Below are 17,160 nucleotides of genomic sequence, written 5' to 3'. Positions count from 1 at the left end.
TGGCGTTACATGAGAATTCTATGACGAATGCGTCATTCTCGCGCTCGCTATGTAACGCCCGACATTCTTCTCCAGCACATCCATCGGGACGTTCCCGCCCAGCACGACGGCATCGTTGAACGCCTTGAAGTCGTAGGCCGCGCCCAGTTCGCGCTGTGCCCGCGCGCGCTGGTCGACGATGCGGCTGTGGCCGAGCTTGTAGCCGGTCGCCTGACCCGGCCAGCTGCAATAGCGATCGACTTCGCTCTCGACCTCGGCCGGCTTGCTGCCATTGCGCGTGACGAAGAAGTCGACCGCTTTCGCGCGGCTCCATCCCTTTGCGTGCAACCCGGTGTCGACCACCATGCGGCAGGCGCGGAAGGCGAGGCTTTGCAGGTAACCCAGCCGGCCGACGGTGAAATCGTCATAGGCGCCGAGTTCGTCGGCCATCTGTTCGCCGTAGAGCGCCCAGCCTTCGCTGAAGGGATTGAAGGCGAGGATCGAGCGGATCAGCGGCAGGCGGTTCGAATATTCGCCCTCCCATACGTGGCCCGGAATGGTCTCGTGATAGGTCAGGTCGGCCAGGTCGTACTTGCGGTGCAGGTCGGTGGTCCTGAGGTTGATCCAGAAGCGGCCCGGGATCGTCCCGTCCTTGCTCCCCGCGCCGCCATAGGCGCCCGGCGCGCCGACTTCCTCGGCCGGCGGAATCCGGCGCACTTCGAGATTGGGATCGACCAGCGTGTTGAAGGCGCGCGGCATCTGCGCCTTGATCCAGTCGATCCGCTCGGCGATGAAATCCATTATCTGCGCGCGGCCCGGATCGCCCTCGGCGAACTGGTAGCGCGGGTCCTGCGAAAGCGCCTGCATGCGCTCGCCCACCGTGCCGCTGGTATAGCCGATATCGCGCAGGATCGGGTCCATCCGGGCGTGCAGCGCCTCCAGTTCCTCGAGCCCCTGCCGGTGCACCTCGTCGGGCGTCAGCCGCGTGGTCGTGCTGGAACGCAGCGCCCAGGCGTAGAATTCCTCGCCGTACGGGCGTGCGGAAATCCCGGGATCGTCGGTTGCGACCGCGCGTTCGGCGCGCAATTCGTCGAGCTGGCGCGTCAGCGCCTCGGCAATCGGGCCGGCTTCCAGGATCGCGGCGCGGTTGGCGTGGCTCTCGGGCATGCCTCTGGCATTCAGCTTGGCGCGCAAATCATCGGAGAAGAGCTCGCCCTTGCCCGCGCTGGCGATGGTCTGTTCCATCTGGCGAAGCGCCTTGTCGAGCAGGAAGGATGGCGGCACCACGCCCATGCCCCGGGCCGCGCGAATGCGCGCCAGCTCGCCATCGAACACGGCGGGCATCTGCTCCATCCGCTCGATATAGGCATCGGCATCCTCGCCGTTCTCGACCTTGTGGTTCGATTGCATGAAGCGCGGCAGCGCGAGATATTCGCCGACGTTCTGGATCACCACATAGGGCGCGGTGCGCCAGTTGCCGACCGGCGTATCGCCATAGGGCAGGGCAAATCCGTCGAGTGCGAGATCGTAGGCGCTCTCGACCACGTCGAGGCTGGTCAGCGTGTCGCTGTCGAGCCCCTCGCGCGGGAAGGCGCGCACGCGTTCCAGGTCGCGGCGCAGTGTCGCAGCATAAGCCTCTTGTCCGGCGGGTGACTGATCTTCCAGCCTGCCGCGCAGGTAAGCGTAGCGCCCGGTGTCGACCCCCAGCGCGGTTGCACGTTCGGGTTCGTGTTCGAGCAGATTGTAGCCCACCACTTCGAGCAGGCGCTGCGCGCCGATCGAGCGCGCCTGCGATATGGCCTCCGGCCGGGCCGTGGCGGCGCATCCGGAAAGTGCGAGGGCGGAGGTCGCGCCGAGACCGGCAAGGGCCTGGCGACGGGTGATGGCTGTGCTGGCAATGGTCATGCGCGCGGGTGTGCTTCGCACGCGCAGGGCTGTCAAATACCGTGCAAGCTGCGTATGGCGACGCGCATGCTCGATGCCGTGCTTTCCATCACCGTCCTTGCCGCGATCCTGCTGATCATCGGTGCATTCTTCCTATGGCGCCGGACGGGCAATGTGAAGAATGCGCTGCTTATGGTGCTGCTGGCTGCCGTGGCGCTGATGAATGTTGCGATCTGGACCCTGCCCGATGCGGGCGGCGAGGCCCCGCTCGACAGGCTCGAGCAGGGCGCACGCTAGGCACGGATCAGTCGGGCAAGCGCCACAGCACCGAGCCTGTGTAGCTGCCCGCAACCGCCTCGCCAGTACCGCCGCGTGCGGGTTCGAAGCGGGCACGCTTGCTGACGAGACGGCAGGTGGCCGCGTCGAGCTCGCCATGGCCGGTCGATGCGGTGACGGTGCAACCGGTCACGCGCCCATTGGCCGCAACCTCAAGCCGGAAGGTGGCAAGCCCGGTCAGTTCCTTCCTGATCCACGCGGGACGATAGTCATTGTCCGAGAACCACGCAGCCGGATCGTTTCGCGGCTTCGCGCCGACCGGCGTGAAGCTCGGCTGCGGTGCGGGCGTGGGGACGGCCGTACCCAGCCCAGGCGAGGGCGTTGGCAGGGGCGGGAAGATCAATTCGGTGCTCGGGATGGTCGGCGCCGTCGTGTCCAGCTCGAACTTGGGCTGCGGAACATGCACCAGCGGTTCGGTCGGCTGCGCAGGTTTCGCCTCCACCGGGTCAGCGGACGGCTCCGGCGGTAGCGGCGGCGGAGTATCCGGAATATCGCGAACCTCCCAATCGGTTCTCACCTCTGGGATGACGCCTGTCACGGTCAGTCCCGTTACGAGCAGTGCGGCGACTGCGGCATGCACCCCGATGACGGCGGCGATGCCTGCGGGAGACGGCCCGCGGGATTGGTCGACATAGGACATGGATGGTGCTCCTCTTCCAAAGCGGGAGGCGTCCTTGCGACTCCTCGTTTGGAAAATGTTACAACATAACAATAATTCGACAAGCAGTTTCGCGTTGCGAAACAAAACCTTGCCAATGTCCTACAGTTTGGAAGGCCGAACAGCGCGCCCGATCACTTGATCGGGCAGCTCGGGTCGAGGCGGAAGTCGAGATAGTTGTCGACCGACTTCATCAGCTCTTCCTGCTCGTTTTCGAAGAAGTGGTTCGCGCGCGGGATTTCCTCGTGGTGCACGGTGATGTGCTTCTGCGTGCGCAGCTTCTCGACCAGCTTGGTCACCGCCTGCGGCTGGACCACCGTGTCCTGCGCGCCGTGGATGAAGATGCCGCTGGCAGGGCAGGGGGCGAGGAAGGAGAAGTCGTACATGCTCGCCGGCGCACCGATGGAAATCCAGCCGCGGATCTCGGGGCGGCGCATCAGCAGCTGCATGCCGATCAGTGCGCCGAAGCTGACGCCGGCGACCCAGGTCACCTGCGCTTCGGGATGGACCTGCTGCACCCAGTCGAGCGCGCTGGCGGCGTCCGACAGTTCGCCGATGCCGTTGTCGAAACTGCCCTGGCTGCGGCCGACGCCGCGGAAGTTGAAGCGCAGCGTCGCGAAGCCGCGGTTGACGAAGGTCTTGTAGAGCCGCTGGGTGATCTGTTCGTTCATCGTCCCGCCGCCCTGCGGGTGCGGGTGGAGGATCATCGCCACCGGTGCGCGCGGACGCGGAGCGGGAGAGAAACGGCCTTCGAGGCGGCCTTCGGGGCCGGGAAAGATCACGGTCGGCATGGGGAGGTATACCCTGGTCGAAATTTTCATGGGCGCGGCGCCCGACAGGGCTTGCGCGAGGTTGCGCGCTATATAGGGTTTACTGCCCAATTCGCAATCATTTCGAGCCTGTATCATCCCGGAACGTATCTATCTCGACCACGCCGCCACCATGCCGCTGCGCCCGGAGGCGCGGGCGGCGATGGAAGAGGGCTTCGCGCAGTGGGCCAATCCCTCGAGCCCGCACGCGGCTGGCCGCAAGGCGCGCAGCCTGCTGGAGGATGCGCGCGACCGGCTCAGGGAGGCGGTCGGCTGGGATGGCGAGGTGGTTTTCACTTCGGGGGCGAGCGAGGCGGCGGCGCTGGCGTTGCAGCATGCGAATGCGCGAGCCCGGCTCGTGTCCACGGTAGAGCACGATTGCATGCTGCAGGCGGCCCCGGATGCGGAACGCCTGCCGGTACGCAGCGATGGCGCGCTCGATCTCGAGGTGCGGAGCGAGGCAGTGCAGCGCGAGCGGCCGCTGGTCGCTGTGCAGCAGGTCAATTCGGAAACCGGCAACCGGCAGGATCTGTCTGCCATCGCAGGCATCGTCCACCAGGCAGGCGGGCTGCTGCTCGCCGATTGCGCGCAAGGGGCAGGCAAAATGCCCCTGCCGCCCTGCGACATGGCGATCGTATCGGCGCACAAGTTCGGCGGGCCGATCGGTGTCGGCGCGCTTTTGGTGAAGGACTATGCGATGCTCGCCCCCTCGGGCGGGCAGGAGCGCGGCTATCGGCGCGGGACCGAGAACATGCCCGGCGCGCTCGGCATGGTCGCGGCTCTGGAGGCCCTTGGCGAGCCTTTCCTCGATCCTCATATCCTCGCACCGCTGAACGAACTTGCGGAGCATTGCCGCACGTTGGGCGGCACCTGGTTGTCCGACCGCCTGTCCGATCCCACGCCCTATATCCGAGCCATGGCCATGCCCGATATGAGTGCCACGGCGCAGGTCATGCGCCTCGACATGGCCGGCATTGCGGTGTCGCAGGGTAGCGCCTGTTCGAGCGGGACGATGAAGACCAGCCGCGTGCTCGAGGCGATGCAGGTCGAACCGGAGATCGCCGCGAACACCATCCGCGTCTCGGTCGGCTGGAACACGACACGCGCCGAGGTGGAACGCTTCTGCGAAGTGTGGCGCGATCTGGCGAAGGGATGAATTTCGGACCCTCAACCTTCCTCGTCACCCCGGCCCCCGAGCCGGGGTCCAGCTTCTTGCCAGCGCGGTCGACAAAAAGCGGGATCCCGGATCAGGTCCGGGATGACGCAAGAAAGTGGGCAGCGAAATCGCCCCTTTCCTACACGGCAGAAATCGGACAGCCACCGGTGCATGAAATCTTCCACGCCTCGGACCCTGTTTGCCGCCCCCGCTCCGTGTCCGTCACCCGCGGCTCGCACTGCGAAGCGCGCGCAATTCCGCGGCCTTCAGCCATCCGTCCAAAAGTGACACGGTGTAAACTTCGTCACCCAGACACTATCGCAAGGGTCGCATGATCTATCTCGACTACCAGGCCACCACCCCGCTCGCACCCGAGGCGCGCGATGCGATGCTGCGCTGGCTCGACGGGCCGGGCGGCACCGGTTTCGGAAATCCGCATTCCGCGCACCGGATGGGCCGCCAGGCCAGGGCCGCGATCGAACTGGCGCGCGACCAGGTTGCTGCGCTGTTTCCGCCCAATGGCCGCGTGATCTTCACCGGCGGCGCGACCGAGGCGCTCAATCTCGCCATTCGCGGGTCGGGGCAGGGCGGCACGGTCTCCTATTCGGCGATCGAGCATTCGGCGGTCGGCGATACCGCGCAGGATGCGGGTAAGAGCCATGTGCTCAATGTCGCCAAGAACGGGCAATGCAACACCAAGCAGGACCTTCCGGCCGACACGCGGCTGGTATGCGTCATGCAGGTCAACAACGAGATCGGGACCATCCAGCCGACCATCGAATGGCACCGCAAGGCCAAGGAAAACAACGCGCTGTTCCTGTGCGATGCGGTGCAGGCCTATGGCCGGATCGAGCTGACCGGCGCGGACATGATCGCGATATCGGCGCATAAGTTCCACGGCCCCAAGGGTGTGGGTGCGCTGTGGGTGCGCGACGGGCTCGATCTGCACGAGGTACAGACCGGCGGCGGGCAGGAGTTCGGCCTGCGTTCGGGCACACTCAGCCCTGCGCTGATTGCGGGGATGGGCGCCGCCGCCGCCGAGGCCAAGGACCGCATGGAACAGGATCGCGAGCATGTCGAAAAGCTCTGGCGGCGTGCGCGCGAGTTCTTTGTGGATTGGGCCCTGAACGGCAGCGAGGAGGCCCGCTGGCACGGCAATCTCAACATCCGCCGCAAGGGGCTGGATGTCGCCCGCCTGATGAGCGATGTGCGCGATGTGATGTTCTCCGCCGGCAGCGCCTGCGCCAGCGGATCAGGTCGCCCGAGCCATGTGCTCAAGGCCATCGGACTGTCGGACAAGCAGGCGAAAAACTCGATCCGCCTCGGCTTCGGGCGCTACACCACGCCGGAGGAAATCGAGGAAGCGGCGGGCAAGATCAATGCGGCAGCGGAGGCGCAGGGACTGTGAAGATCGAATTCGTCACGTCGCAGGGCGAGACCGTCACTGCCGAGGCCGAGCCGGGCGAAAACCTGCTGCGCGTAGCGCAGGCGGCAGGGCTGCCGCTCGAGGGGACCTGCGAGGGCCAGATGGCCTGCTCCACTTGCCACGTGATCATCGCACCCGAATGGTTCGACCGGCTGGAGGAGGCGAGCGAGGAGGAAGAGGACATGCTCGACCTCGCCGCCGGTGTCGCCCGCACCAGCCGCCTGTCCTGCCAGATCGAGCTGACTGCGCAAATGGACGGCCTGACCGTGCGCATCCCCGCCGAAAGCCACGACATGCGGCGGTACTAGGCAGCTTAAGGCCTTGCCATATGCGCGTGGCATTCTAGGGCTGCGGCCGTGTCGCGGCGTATTGCCATCCTGTGCCTCCTGGCACTGTTTTCCTTTGCCACCGCGCCTGCGGGGTTCATGCCCGGCGCAGCGGCGGGCGGCCCCGCATTGCTGATCTGTCCCGGTTCGACCGACATCGGCAGCGGCTCCTTCGCCGGTCCGCGGCACTCCCGGCAACAGACCGGCGCGATGGCCGGCCATCACGACCACCATCACGCGGCGCCGGGCGACGATGACGACAAGGCCGAGGCGGATGCGGGCAATGCGTTCTGCGACTACGGGACGCAGGCGCAGGCCGATGTTCCGCCTTCCCCCGTCGCGTCGGCGGATGTGCAGCCCTACACTCGTAGCGAACCGCTTCCTGCCAGCCCGCTGACCACCATATTCCCGGCCGCGCTGCCTCCGTCGACCGGCCCTCCCAGACACTCCTGAACCCGCCGCGCGGCGTCCCGACGCCGGCGTGCATTCCTTCTGCAATTCAGGATTATCTACGATGAAACACGTGCTTTCTTGCGCGGGTGCCCTCGCGGCGCTCGCCCTTCCGACGCTTGCCCATGCACACAATGTCTATGCCGACGATCACGCGCCGATCGGCGTGATGGCCGATCACGCGCACAAGCAGGGCGAATTCATGGTCTCTTTCCGCGCCATGCATATGGAAATGAGCGGCAACCAGATCGGCACCGACGATGTCGCCGCCGACACTATCGTGACGACCGTGCCAAACCGCTTTGCCGGCATGCCGATGCAGCCGCCCACCCTGCGTATCGTGCCCACCGAAATGCGCACCGACATGTATATGCTCGGCATGATGTATGCCCCGTCGGACGCGGTCACGCTGATGGTGATGGGCCACTATATCGAGAAAGAGATGGACCACCTCACCTACCAGGGCGGGATGGGCACCACCGTCCTGGGCACTTTCCAGACCAATCCCAAGGCCTTGGGTGACACCAAGGTCGCCGCGCTTTTCCCGCTGATCGGCATTCCGGAGGCGGGCGCGATGAGGGCGGACGAGTTGACCCTTAAGGCCGGTATCAGCCTGCCGACGGGCTCGACCGACGAGACCGCCACCGTCCTCACGCCGATGGGCATGCAGCCCACAGTACGCGTGCCCTATATGATGCAGGCGGGGACGGGGACCTGGGACCTGGAGCCCGCGCTCACCTACAAGGCGCGCCGCGGTGCGATCGGTTTCGGGGCGCAGGCCGCCGCCTCGATCAGGCTCGATTCGAACAAGTGGGGCTATGCCTTTGGTGACACTTACGAGGCGACCGCCTGGGCCAGCTACCGTCCTGCGCAGTGGATCAGCCTGTCGAGTCGCGCCAAGGCGCGGACCATGGGCCGCATAGACGGAATCGATCCCAACATCATGGGGCCGGTGCAGACTGCCAATCCCGATTTCCAGGGCGGCGAACGCGTCGACCTGCTGGCCGGCGTCAATCTCGTCGGCACGCATGGAGCGCTGGCCGGGCATCGACTGGGTATCGAACTGGGTCTGCCGATCTATCAGGATCTCAACGGCCCGCAGATGGCGGCCGACTGGAACCTGACCGTGGGGTGGCAGAAAGCCTTCTGATCGCCCATGCAAAAGCCCCGCCGCATCGCTGCGGCGGGGCCCTCGCTGTGAAATGCGTCGTGCCGGATCAGGCGGCTTCGAGTTCTGCCTGTTCGACGGTTTCACCCAGACTATCGATCAGCGCCTTGCTGAAGGCGGGAATGTCGTCGGGATTGCGGCTGGTGATGATCTGGCCATCTGTTGCGACTTCCTGGTCGACCACGTTCGCACCAGCATTCTTCAGGTCGGCACGAATCGAGGGCCAGCCGGTCACGGTCTTGCCGTCGATGAGGCCCGCTTCGGCGAGCAACCACGGTGCGTGGCAGATCGCGGCGATCGGCTTGCCGGCCATGCCGAATTCGCGGACGATCGCGATCGCGCGTTCGTTCATACGCAGGATATCGGGGTTCATCTGGCCGCCGGGAAGCAACAGGGCGTCATAGCCTTCGCAATTGGCAACTTCGTCGACCGTCTTGTCGACACGGACGCTTTCGCCCCAATTGCCATCCTGCCAGCCCTTGATTTCACCGCTCTCGAGACTCACGACTTCGGTCTCGATTCCGGCTTTTTCCAGATTGGCCTTGGGCTTCATCAGTTCGGACTGTTCGAAGCCGTCGGTGGCGAGGATCATTACGCGCTTGGTCATGGGTTAGCTCCTTGATTTCGTGTTGCCTTTGCAACGCGTGGGGAAAGCGCGACGTTCCGTTCTTCTAGGCGAGCCGTGGCAGTGATAGGGCAAGGCGCATGGCCGCCAAAGAAACTGCTCTCGATGACGAAAAAGACCCCTTCGACGCAATCGTCGATGCCCCTTTCGACAGCGCGCTGTCGGAGCGGTATCTCGTCTATGCGCTCTCGACGATCACCGCACGCTCGCTGCCCGACCTGCGCGACGGGCTGAAGCCGGTCCACCGCCGGCTGCTGTGGGCGATGCGGCAGTTGAAGCTCGACCCGTCCAGCGCATTCAAGAAATCGGCGCGCGTGGTGGGCGACGTGATCGGCAAGTACCACCCGCATGGCGATGCCAGCGTCTATGACGCCATGGTCCGCCTCGCGCAGGATTTCGCCTTGCGCTATCCGCTGGTCGAGGGGCAGGGGAACTTCGGCAATATCGACGGCGATAACGCGGCGGCCTACCGCTATACCGAGGCGCGCCTGACCAGGACCGCGCTGCGGCTGATGGAAGGGTTGGACGAAGGCACGGTCGATTTCATCCCGACCTACAATGGCGAGGAGCAGGAGCCGGAAATCTTTCCCGGCCTGTTCCCCAACCTTCTCGCCAATGGCGCCAGCGGGATCGCGGTCGGCATGGCGACGAACATCCCCTCGCACAATGTCGCCGAAATCGTCGATGCCACGCTCGAGGTGATCGACAATCCGCATGTCGAGCATGCGCGGCTGATGGAGCTGTTTAAGGGTCCCGATTTCGCCACCGGCGGGATTGTCGCCGAAAGCGCGGAGGCGGTGGCCCAGGCCTATGAGACCGGGCGCGGGTCTTTCCGCGTACGCGGGCGTTTCCATGCCGCCGAGGCGGAGAAGGCGGAGGATCGCGAGGCGGGAATCGAGCGGCTGGGCGGTGGCCAGTGGCAGCTCGTCATCAGCGAGATCCCCTACCAGGTCGCCAAGGGCAAGCTGATCGAACAGATCGCCGCCGCGATCGCCGACAAGAAGCTGCCGATCCTCGAGGATGTGCGCGACGAGAGCGACGAGCAGATCCGCATCGTGCTGGTCCCGCGCAGCCGCAATGTCGATCCCGAACTGCTCAAGGAAAGCCTCTACAAGCTGACCGATCTCGAAACGCGTTTCGGGCTCAACCTCAACGTGCTCGACGCCGGGCGCACGCCGATGGTGATGGGGCTGAAGGAGCTGCTCACCCACTGGATCGCCAGCCAGATCGACATCCTCCAGCGCCGCAGCCAGCATCGGCTCGACCAGATCGCCCGGCGGCTGGAGCTGGTCGAAGGCTATATCATCGCCTTCCTCAATCTCGACCGGGTGATCGAAATCATCCGCACCGAAGACGAGCCCAAGCCGGTGATGATGGAGGAATTCAAGCTCACCGACCGGCAGGCCGAGGCGATCCTCAACATGCGGCTGCGCAGCCTGCGCAAGCTGGAGGAAATGCAGCTCAGAAACGAGAAGGACGAGCTGCTCAAGGAACAGGACGAGCTCGAGAAACTGCTCGGCAGCCCCGCGCGTCAGCGCACGCGGCTGAAGCGCGACCTCAATGCCTTGCGCAAGGAATACGGGCCCGAAACCGAGCTCGGCCGCCGCCGCACCACGATCGAGGAAGCCGCGCCCGCGGTCGAGTTCAGCATGGATGCGATGATCGAGAAGGAGCCGGTCACGGTCATCCTGTCGCAGAAGGGCTGGATCCGCGGGGCCAAGGGCCACCTGCCGCTCGACCAGGAGTTCAAGTACAAGGAAGGCGACGGGCCCGCCTTTGTGCTTCACGCGCAAACCACCGACAAGTTGTTGCTGGCGACCGACATGGGGCGGTTCTTCACCTTGGGTGCGGACAAGCTGCCCGGGGCGCGCGGTTTCGGCGAACCGCTGCGCAACACGCTCGACATCGATGCCAGCGCGCAGATCGTGGCGGTGGTGGTGCACGAGGAGGGCAAGCGCCTGCTGCTCGCGGCGAGCACCGGCAAGGGCTTCGCAACCACGACCGACGAGCTGCTCGCCGAAACCCGTAAGGGCCGGCAGGTCGTCAACTTGAAGGATGATGCGCGGCTCAAGGTGGTTCGACCCATAGCGGCGGAACACGATCACGTCGCAGTGGTCGGCGACAACCGCAAGCTGGTGGTCTTCAACCTCGAGGAACTACCCACCCTGTCCAAGGGCCAAGGGGTCAAGCTCCAGAACTATCGCGATGGCGGCCTGTCGGATGCGACCACCTTCACTCTGGCCGAGGGCCTTTCATGGCAGATGGGCGGCAAGGGCGATCGCACGCGGACCGAGAACGAGATGTGGCAATGGAAGGTCGCGCGCGGCGGGGCGGGCCGACTCCCGCCGCAGGGCTTTCCGCGGGACAACACATTCTGAGGTTCCGGCGTGCGGTAGGGAAGAAGATGCCGAGCTCCACGCAAAACAAAAGCCGGAGGCGATCGCTCGCCTCCGGCTCTTTTTGACCCCGTCCAAGGGTATCCTGTAAATCAGCCGGCGCTGTCGGCAGCCGGTGCCGATGCAGCCATGGCTGCATCGATCTGGGCGTTGGTCAGCAGCGCCATCAACTCGCCGTTCGGGCCGGCTGCGAAGTGCTCGCGAAGCAGGGTGACCTTCGCCATCTCGTCGCCACCGCGGGCGATGATGACATTGTCGCCGTCGATTTCGAGAACGGTGCCGAGCGGCGCGTTCTTGGCGGTGACGGCGGCGGCGCCGACGACCAGCGCGGCGTCGCGTGCGGCAATGGCCTGCTTCTGGGCCGCCTGAAGCATGCCGACGATCTGTGCCTTGGTCGCGTTGAGCGAGGCGCCCTTTTCATTGGTGCCGAAAGCGGCAGCCGGGACAGGGGCCTTCATGTCGTCGACGACGAGGATGGCCGTTTCGCCATCGATGCTTTCGACGGTGCCGATTTCCATGCCGTCGTTACCGTAGACGGTGGCGCCGGCGGTCACCGAAGCGGCAGCTTCCTGCGCGATTGCAACGCCCGGTGCGACAGCAGCGGTGGTGGTGAGGGCGGCAGCGGCAAGGGCCAGCTTCGCGATATTCATAATGCAACTCCAAGGCTTTGTTATTCGAAATACGCGGTTCCCCTACGCGCGAAACGCGCATGGAAACCGACCAAAATGGAAAGAGCGGGCAAGAGTGGTAATCCGCACCACCCGCAGTCCCCCTCCGGGAGAACGCGGGCTCTATTTCACGAATTGCGTCGTTTTGCAACCGCGTGACACTTATGCTGCATTGCACCTTAAGCCAGGCTTAAGCCGGGCCGAAGCGCTCGTTCAGCGTGCCAAGAGCTCTTCTTCGAGCAGTTCTTCGACGCGCGCGCGGGGCGGGAAATGCTCCTCGATCCAGCGTTTCTCGATACGCTGCAACATGCGCGCGACCTCGGGACCCTGGCCGACCCCACGTGCGACGATCTCGCCACCCTTGAGCGGGAAAGTGGGAGCTTGCCAGCCGATGATGGGGGCCGGGTCGCTGCCGATCAGCAGCAGGCGGTCGAGCGCGCAGTCGTGCCCGACCACGTAAGCGAGCCCGTGCGGGTGCTTGCCATCGGCGAGCTCGCGACGAGCGACGCAGATCAGCCTGTCGCGCTGCCTGCGCGACAGGCGCAGGCGCGCGGCCACGGTCTCCGCGACCGAGACGATTGCCGGAAGCAGCGCGGCCAGGCGGCGCATCGGATCGGGAGCGATACCTGCCTTCTGCTCCGCGCCGACAAGGGTGGCGAGTTGTTCGACCTCGCGCCGCCCGCTCTCGGGTAACACTTCCTCGAGTACGCCCAGTTCGCGCATTCTGGCGAGAGTGGCGGACGGATCGGGCAGGTTCAGCAGGTTCTGCAGTTCCTGGCCGACCCTTTCGCGGCTGAGGCCTTTGAGCGTCGCCGCAAGCTCGCTGCAGGCTTTGCTCGCCTCTTCGTCCCAATCGTCGCCGAAGCGCGTGGCGAAGCGGAAATAGCGCAGGATGCGCAGATGGTCTTCCCTGATCCGGGTTGCCGCATCGCCGATAAAGCGAACGCGCCGTGCGGCAAGATCCTCCAGCCCGCCGAAATAGTCGCCGATCGCAAGCGTATCGGGATGGGCGTAGAGCGCGTTGATGGTGAAATCGCGTCGCGCGGCATCGTCCTGCCATTCCTCGCTGAAGGCGATCGTTGCGCGCCGGCCGTCGGTCGCGACGTCGCGGCGCAGAGTCGTGATTTCGACGAGACCGTCCTCGAATATCGCGGTAATTGTGCCGTGGTCGATGCCCGTCGGGACGGTGCGGATGCCGGCTGCCTTGCAGCGGTCGATCACGGTTGCGGGCAGGTGCCGCGTGGCCGCATCGATGTCGTTGGCGTCGTGGCCCAGCAGCGTATCGCGCACACAGCCACCGACCCAGCGGATATCCTCCGCTCCCAGCGCCTCGACCAGTTTCGCGAGGCTTGCGCGCTGCGTCCAATCGGCTTTCGGCAACTGAGTCAAAACATATCCCGTTCGTGCGGAACTTGCCGAAGTGCAGTCCCGGTTCTTCTTGCGCAGCGCCTAAGTGAAGTGCGGCCCTTCGACAAGCTCGGGGCGAACGGGAAGTCCAGCCTGTCTCAGTCCAGCCATGCGATCCGGCGCGACAGATTCCAGCAGATCGCCGCAGTGACGCCCCATATCCTGTAGCCCTCGTGATCCATCTCGAGATATTCGCGCATCGCCCCTTTCCAGAAGACCTCGTTGCGGCTCCATCGCGATGCATCCATCAGCTTGTCGAGCGGGCATTCGAACCAGCTTTCGACCTCGCGCGGGTCGGGGCGGATCGGCAGGTCGTGCGGCACGGTGGCGAGGACCGGCGTGATGTCGAACCCCGTGCCCGTCTGGTAGCGGTCGGTCGTGCCGACGATCCGCACCTGCTCGGGTGCGATCGCCAGTTCCTCCCACGCTTCGCGCAACGCGGCCTCTACCGCATCCTCGCCCGCATCGAGCTTGCCGCCGGGAAAGGCGACCTGGCCGGGATGGTCGCGCATGGTGCGCGGGCGCTGGGTCAGCAGCACGGTGGGGTCCGGCTGTTCGGTCACCGCTATCAGAACGGCGGCATCGGCGGTGCGGTCGAGGTCGGCAAACCGGCTGTCCGACATGAGGTCCCCCACATCGCGCGCATGGCCATGTTCGAAAAGTTGGGTCAGTCGGTTGAAGATCGCGCTCATGCGGGCAGCAAAGTGAACCGCTCGCCGCCGCTCCTCACGGTCCAGTCGTCGCCATGCTCCAGCGCGATGCGCGCCAGTTGCTCATAGGTCGAGCGGTTGAGCCGCGCCTCGCACCCGCGGCGCACATGGATGTAGAGCGCGGGCTGATCCATATCGCCGGCCGCGCGGAGCGGGTTCTCGGGTCCGGCCACCACCAGCTCGTCTGTGTTGATGCGAAATGCCAGGTCACCCTCGGTTTCGCTGACATCGGTAGCGATGAAGCAGGCGTCTTCAACTTCGATGGCGAGCTTCTGGTAGGGCATGACCAGCCAATAGCTGCCATCCTTCTCGCGAGTGAGCAGGCCGGCGAAAGCGCGGACCATGGCGGGGCGCGTGATCGGCGAACCCTCGTGGTACCAGGTCCCGTCGGCGGCAATGCGCATGTGGCTTTCGCCGACGTTTTCGGGCGACCACTGTTCGACCGGCGGTAATTTGCGCTCTGCGACCGCCTCGGCGATCTGGGCGAGCGACAGTCCGGCGAGTTCTGGGGGAGGCGTGTAGGGCACGAAGCGAGCGATGGCAGAAGGGGCGGGGAGAAACAATGGAGGTTCTTGTTGCGTACGGTCAGGACATCCGTCCCGACCTTGCTGTTCCATCCCACGCCCCCTCCCGGCCACCCATAGAATACCGTGCCGTGGGTGCCCGGGAGGGGGCGTGGGATGGAACAGCCGAAAGGGAAGCGCGGAAGCGCTTCACGCACGCATCAAGGATTCCACGGCCCCAACATGCCCTCGGCAGGCAGGATTGCGGGATTTCCGCTACGCGCCAACAGGCGGGCCTTTTCGAACGGGCCGGGGCAATGCCAGCCACCGGTGTGGTCGGCGACGAAATCCCAGCGGCCGTAATAGTCCGGATCGCCGATCATCACCTGCGGCAGCGGGGCGGCGCCATCGTCGAAGCCGGCGTCGATCGCGCCGAGGCTGGCCGCCATCAACGCCTTGCCGAAGCCTTCGCCCTGCCGCCCGGGCATGACGGCGACGGGGCCGACCATGATCATCGGATGCGCGCGGCCTTGGGGATCGGTGAGCGCCACCGGCCAGAGCTGGATCGTGCCCGCGAGGTAGTCCTCCTCGTCGAGCACCGCGAAGCTCAAACCCTCGAGCCAGTCCAGTCCTTCGCGGATGCGATAGGCCGTACGTGCCTGCCGCCCTTCGCCAAAGGAGGCGTCGAGCAGATCCTCGACCAGTACCGGGTCGATTGCGGAAAGGGGAACGAGCGTCGCCATGGGCCGCGCCGATTAGGCGCGCAGGGCGGCCGAGTCGATCAAATTTGGCTTAGCCGGGGCGAAGTTCGAGCAGCCGTCCGCCGTCGCCATCCTCGAGCACCCAGAGCGCGCCGTCGGGCCCTTCGATCACCGAACGGATGCGATTGTCCATCTCGTAGCGGGCAATCTCGCGCGCCGTGTCGCCATCGACGGCAACGCGCACCAGCGCCTGGCTCCTGAGGCCCGAGATTATCAGATCGCCCTGCATGCCATCGAACAGATCGCCGCGGTAGAAAGTCATGTTGCCCGGCGCGATGACCGGGGTCCAGCCGAGCACAGGCTTGACGAAGCCATCGTCCGCGCTGTGATCGGTGATCGGATCGCCATTGTAGTGATCGCCGTTCGATCGCGTCGGCCAGCCGTAATTCGCGCCGCGCTGGACGATGTTGAGCTCATCGCCGCCTGCTGGACCGTGCTCGATCTCCCACAGGCGCCCCTCGGCGTCGAAATCCATGCCGAGGATGTTGCGATGGCCGTAGGACCAGATCTGCTCGCCCACCGGATTGCCCGCGGCGGGCGTACCGTCGAGGTTGAGCCGCACGATCGTACCCAGCGTGTTGCCATTGTCCTGCGCCGGATCGAGCTTTTGCCGGTCGCCGCTGGCGACGAACATATACCGTTCGTCGGGGCTGAACACGATGCGATGCGAGTAATGGCCGCGGCCGGTGACCTTGGGCGCCTGGCGCCAGATCACGTCGAGACCCTCGATGCGGCAGGCATCGGCCTCTTCGCAGATCAGCTCGCCGCGCCCGACCACCGCGCCGCGCGTATCGCCATCGCCCGCTTCGGCCCAGCTGAGATAGATCGTGCGCGTTTCCAGCGTATCGGCGGCCTGGCTCGGCAGGAAAGCGATGTCGCCCAGCCCGCCCTGGCCGCCGTAGTCGACCTGGGGTGCGCCCGACACGGTGATCGCCCGGCCGCCGGCCGTGTCGTAACCGCGCACCGTGCCGCCCTTCTCGGTGAAGAAGATCACCCCGGTGCCCGGCGCGAAGGCGGCCGCCCAGGGTTCCTCGTAGCTGCCGTGTTCGGTGATCGCGAACGTGCCGTCGAATGTCGTGTCGCCGGGAGCGGGCGTCGAAACGGCCTGCGTGTTGCCATCGGTGGAATAGCCGTTGCCGCAGCTTGCGAGCAGGACCAGCGGGGATAGGGTGACGACGAGGACGGACATGCGCATGTTTCATTCAACTCCCGATTGCGGCCTCGGAGAAGCGCCCCTGATCGTCGGCGTCGACGAGGCGGGGCGCGGGCCGCTGGCCGGACCCGTAGTGGCGGCCGCGGTGGTGCTGTGCAAGCCCGCACCGACCGGCCTCGATGACTCAAAAAAGCTTTCGGCGAAGCGGCGTTCCCTGCTCGAGCCGCAAATCCGCGAAAACTGTGCCTGGGGGCTGGCGGCGGTCGGGCCCGCGGAAATCGACCGGCTCAACATTTTCGCCGCGACCATGCTGGCCATGACGCTGGCGACGCAGCGGCTGGTCGCGGCGTTGGGGCGCGAACCCGAGGCGGTGTTTATCGATGGCAACATGACCCCGCAAGGGCGCCATCCCGACTGGCGCTGGGCCGATGCGCGCCCGATCGTCGGCGGCGACGGCAAGGAGAAGTGCATCGGCGCCGCTTCGATTCTCGCCAAGGAATACCGCGACCGACTGATGTGCGAGGCAGCGAATGCGCATCCCCAATACGGCTGGGATCGCAACAAGGGATATGGTTCGAAAGCGCATATGGACGCGCTGCGCACCCATGGCCCGACACCGCTGCACCGCAAGAGCTTCGCGCCGGTCGCGCAATGCGATCTGTTCGCGACGGGCTGATACGCCGGAAGGTGATGGGAACTTCGCCGCCGTGCCAATCGCTGAAGAGGCACAGCGAGGGAGTGCGAC

At 65.6% G+C, this 17,160-nt stretch carries 18 protein-coding genes; 8 read left to right on the top strand and 10 right to left on the bottom strand.

The annotated features are described in order from the left end of the window. Positions 1 to 18: 18 nt before the first annotated feature. A complete protein-coding gene (locus ASS64_RS05895; RefSeq protein ID WP_067691279.1) occupies positions 19 to 1,884 on the bottom strand; it encodes a DUF885 family protein in 1,866 nt (621 codons plus the stop codon). A gap of 54 nt (positions 1,885 to 1,938) precedes the next feature. Here ASS64_RS05895 and ASS64_RS05890 point away from each other — a divergent pair, with 54 nt between their 5' ends. Then, complete coding sequence (locus ASS64_RS05890; RefSeq protein WP_083508206.1) at positions 1,939 to 2,160, top strand: hypothetical protein; 222 nt, start codon at positions 1,939 to 1,941, stop codon at positions 2,158 to 2,160. Positions 2,161 to 2,167: 7 nt separating this feature from the next. Here the strand turns inward: ASS64_RS05890 and ASS64_RS05885 are convergent, their stop codons facing one another. Then, positions 2,168 to 2,839: a TonB family protein gene (locus ASS64_RS05885; protein WP_067691277.1), complete on the bottom strand. Its 672-nt coding sequence runs from the start codon at positions 2,837 to 2,839 to the stop codon at positions 2,168 to 2,170. A gap of 152 nt (positions 2,840 to 2,991) precedes the next feature. Continuing rightward, positions 2,992 to 3,648: an alpha/beta hydrolase gene (locus ASS64_RS05880; protein WP_067691276.1), complete on the bottom strand. Its 657-nt coding sequence runs from the start codon at positions 3,646 to 3,648 to the stop codon at positions 2,992 to 2,994. Between the two features lie 115 nt (positions 3,649 to 3,763). Between ASS64_RS05880 and ASS64_RS05875 the strand changes: the two genes are divergently transcribed. The 5 genes from ASS64_RS05875 to ASS64_RS05855 all read left to right on the top strand — a co-directional run bounded on the left by ASS64_RS05875 (position 3,764) and on the right by ASS64_RS05855 (position 8,174). Further along, entirely contained in the window at positions 3,764 to 4,822 is a 1,059-nt protein-coding gene (locus tag ASS64_RS05875; RefSeq protein WP_067691274.1) for a cysteine desulfurase family protein, read from the top strand. 331 nt (positions 4,823 to 5,153) lie between these two features. Then, on the top strand, positions 5,154 to 6,230 hold the full coding sequence (locus ASS64_RS05870; RefSeq protein WP_067691273.1) for a cysteine desulfurase family protein: 1,077 nt from the start codon (positions 5,154 to 5,156) through the stop codon (positions 6,228 to 6,230). Further along, on the top strand, positions 6,227 to 6,556 hold the full coding sequence (locus ASS64_RS05865) for a 2Fe-2S iron-sulfur cluster-binding protein (RefSeq protein WP_067691272.1): 330 nt from the start codon (positions 6,227 to 6,229) through the stop codon (positions 6,554 to 6,556). The genes ASS64_RS05870 and ASS64_RS05865 overlap by 4 nt, the downstream gene beginning before the upstream one ends. Before the next feature lie 48 nt (positions 6,557 to 6,604). Continuing rightward, a complete protein-coding gene (locus ASS64_RS05860) occupies positions 6,605 to 7,027 on the top strand; it encodes a hypothetical protein (protein WP_067691270.1) in 423 nt (140 codons plus the stop codon). Between the two features lie 61 nt (positions 7,028 to 7,088). After that, complete coding sequence (locus ASS64_RS05855; protein ID WP_067691269.1) at positions 7,089 to 8,174, top strand: alpha-amylase; 1,086 nt, start codon at positions 7,089 to 7,091, stop codon at positions 8,172 to 8,174. Between the two features lie 67 nt (positions 8,175 to 8,241). Here ASS64_RS05855 and ASS64_RS05850 read toward each other — a convergent pair whose 3' ends face one another. Further along, positions 8,242 to 8,799 (bottom strand): type 1 glutamine amidotransferase domain-containing protein, encoded by a 558-nt coding sequence (locus ASS64_RS05850; RefSeq protein ID WP_067691267.1) that lies wholly within the window; start codon positions 8,797 to 8,799, stop codon positions 8,242 to 8,244. 98 nt (positions 8,800 to 8,897) lie between these two features. Between ASS64_RS05850 and parC the strand changes: the two genes are divergently transcribed. Next, entirely contained in the window at positions 8,898 to 11,195 is a 2,298-nt protein-coding gene (gene parC, locus ASS64_RS05845; RefSeq protein ID WP_067691266.1) for a DNA topoisomerase IV subunit A, read from the top strand. Positions 11,196 to 11,305: 110 nt separating this feature from the next. On the opposite strand, the gene ASS64_RS05840 is transcribed toward parC, so the two are convergent. The 6 genes from ASS64_RS05840 to ASS64_RS05815 all read right to left on the bottom strand — a co-directional run bounded on the left by ASS64_RS05840 (position 11,306) and on the right by ASS64_RS05815 (position 16,457). Beyond that, positions 11,306 to 11,863, bottom strand: coding sequence for a hypothetical protein (locus ASS64_RS05840; RefSeq protein ID WP_067691264.1), 558 nt, complete (start codon positions 11,861 to 11,863; stop codon positions 11,306 to 11,308). 231 nt (positions 11,864 to 12,094) lie between these two features. Continuing rightward, a complete protein-coding gene (locus ASS64_RS05835; protein WP_067691263.1) occupies positions 12,095 to 13,270 on the bottom strand; it encodes a CCA tRNA nucleotidyltransferase in 1,176 nt (391 codons plus the stop codon). A 116-nt stretch (positions 13,271 to 13,386) separates the two neighbouring features. After that, on the bottom strand, positions 13,387 to 13,980 hold the full coding sequence (locus tag ASS64_RS05830; RefSeq protein WP_067691260.1) for a CoA pyrophosphatase: 594 nt from the start codon (positions 13,978 to 13,980) through the stop codon (positions 13,387 to 13,389). Then, positions 13,977 to 14,525 carry a DUF1285 domain-containing protein gene (locus ASS64_RS05825; protein ID WP_067691259.1) on the bottom strand — a complete coding sequence of 183 codons (549 nt, stop codon included), beginning with the start codon at positions 14,523 to 14,525 and terminating at the stop codon, positions 13,977 to 13,979. Before ASS64_RS05825 ends, ASS64_RS05830 begins: the two co-directional genes overlap by 4 nt. 197 nt (positions 14,526 to 14,722) lie before the next feature. Then, positions 14,723 to 15,244 (bottom strand): GNAT family N-acetyltransferase, encoded by a 522-nt coding sequence (locus ASS64_RS05820; RefSeq protein ID WP_067691258.1) that lies wholly within the window; start codon positions 15,242 to 15,244, stop codon positions 14,723 to 14,725. 49 nt (positions 15,245 to 15,293) lie between these two features. Continuing rightward, positions 15,294 to 16,457: a PQQ-dependent sugar dehydrogenase gene (locus ASS64_RS05815; protein ID WP_067691255.1), complete on the bottom strand. Its 1,164-nt coding sequence runs from the start codon at positions 16,455 to 16,457 to the stop codon at positions 15,294 to 15,296. Here ASS64_RS05815 and ASS64_RS05810 point away from each other — a divergent pair. Next, a complete protein-coding gene (locus ASS64_RS05810; protein WP_067691254.1) occupies positions 16,456 to 17,091 on the top strand; it encodes a ribonuclease HII in 636 nt (211 codons plus the stop codon). The two genes, ASS64_RS05815 and ASS64_RS05810, sit on opposite strands and share 2 nt — an antisense overlap. Positions 17,092 to 17,160: the final 69 nt, after the last annotated feature.

Origin of the sequence: Erythrobacter sp. AP23 (assembly GCF_001542855.1) — a bacterium.
Lineage (GTDB): Bacteria > Pseudomonadota > Alphaproteobacteria > Sphingomonadales > Sphingomonadaceae > Qipengyuania.
The sequence above is the reverse complement of the archived record's forward strand: the minus strand, read 5'-3'. Positions and strand labels throughout refer to the sequence as shown.

What these genes read in the sequence shown, in the direction of transcription:
- ASS64_RS05885 (WP_067691277.1), bottom strand. Translation starts at nt 2,839, where the DNA reads ATGTCCTATGTCGACCAATCCCGCGGGCCGTCTCCCGCAGGCATCGCC.
- ASS64_RS05895 (WP_067691279.1), bottom strand. Translation starts at nt 1,884, where the DNA reads ATGACCATTGCCAGCACAGCCATCACCCGTCGCCAGGCCCTTGCCGGT.
- ASS64_RS05855 (WP_067691269.1), top strand. Translation starts at nt 7,089, where the DNA reads ATGAAACACGTGCTTTCTTGCGCGGGTGCCCTCGCGGCGCTCGCCCTT.
- ASS64_RS05815 (WP_067691255.1), bottom strand. Translation starts at nt 16,457, where the DNA reads ATGCGCATGTCCGTCCTCGTCGTCACCCTATCCCCGCTGGTCCTGCTC.
- ASS64_RS05810 (WP_067691254.1), top strand. Translation starts at nt 16,456, where the DNA reads ATGTTTCATTCAACTCCCGATTGCGGCCTCGGAGAAGCGCCCCTGATC.
- ASS64_RS05830 (WP_067691260.1), bottom strand. Translation starts at nt 13,980, where the DNA reads ATGAGCGCGATCTTCAACCGACTGACCCAACTTTTCGAACATGGCCAT.
- parC (WP_067691266.1), top strand. Translation starts at nt 8,898, where the DNA reads ATGGCCGCCAAAGAAACTGCTCTCGATGACGAAAAAGACCCCTTCGAC.
- ASS64_RS05850 (WP_067691267.1), bottom strand. Translation starts at nt 8,799, where the DNA reads ATGACCAAGCGCGTAATGATCCTCGCCACCGACGGCTTCGAACAGTCC.
- ASS64_RS05880 (WP_067691276.1), bottom strand. Translation starts at nt 3,648, where the DNA reads ATGCCGACCGTGATCTTTCCCGGCCCCGAAGGCCGCCTCGAAGGCCGT.
- ASS64_RS05890 (WP_083508206.1), top strand. Translation starts at nt 1,939, where the DNA reads ATGGCGACGCGCATGCTCGATGCCGTGCTTTCCATCACCGTCCTTGCC.
- ASS64_RS05820 (WP_067691258.1), bottom strand. Translation starts at nt 15,244, where the DNA reads ATGGCGACGCTCGTTCCCCTTTCCGCAATCGACCCGGTACTGGTCGAG.
- ASS64_RS05840 (WP_067691264.1), bottom strand. Translation starts at nt 11,863, where the DNA reads ATGAATATCGCGAAGCTGGCCCTTGCCGCTGCCGCCCTCACCACCACC.
- ASS64_RS05870 (WP_067691273.1), top strand. Translation starts at nt 5,154, where the DNA reads ATGATCTATCTCGACTACCAGGCCACCACCCCGCTCGCACCCGAGGCG.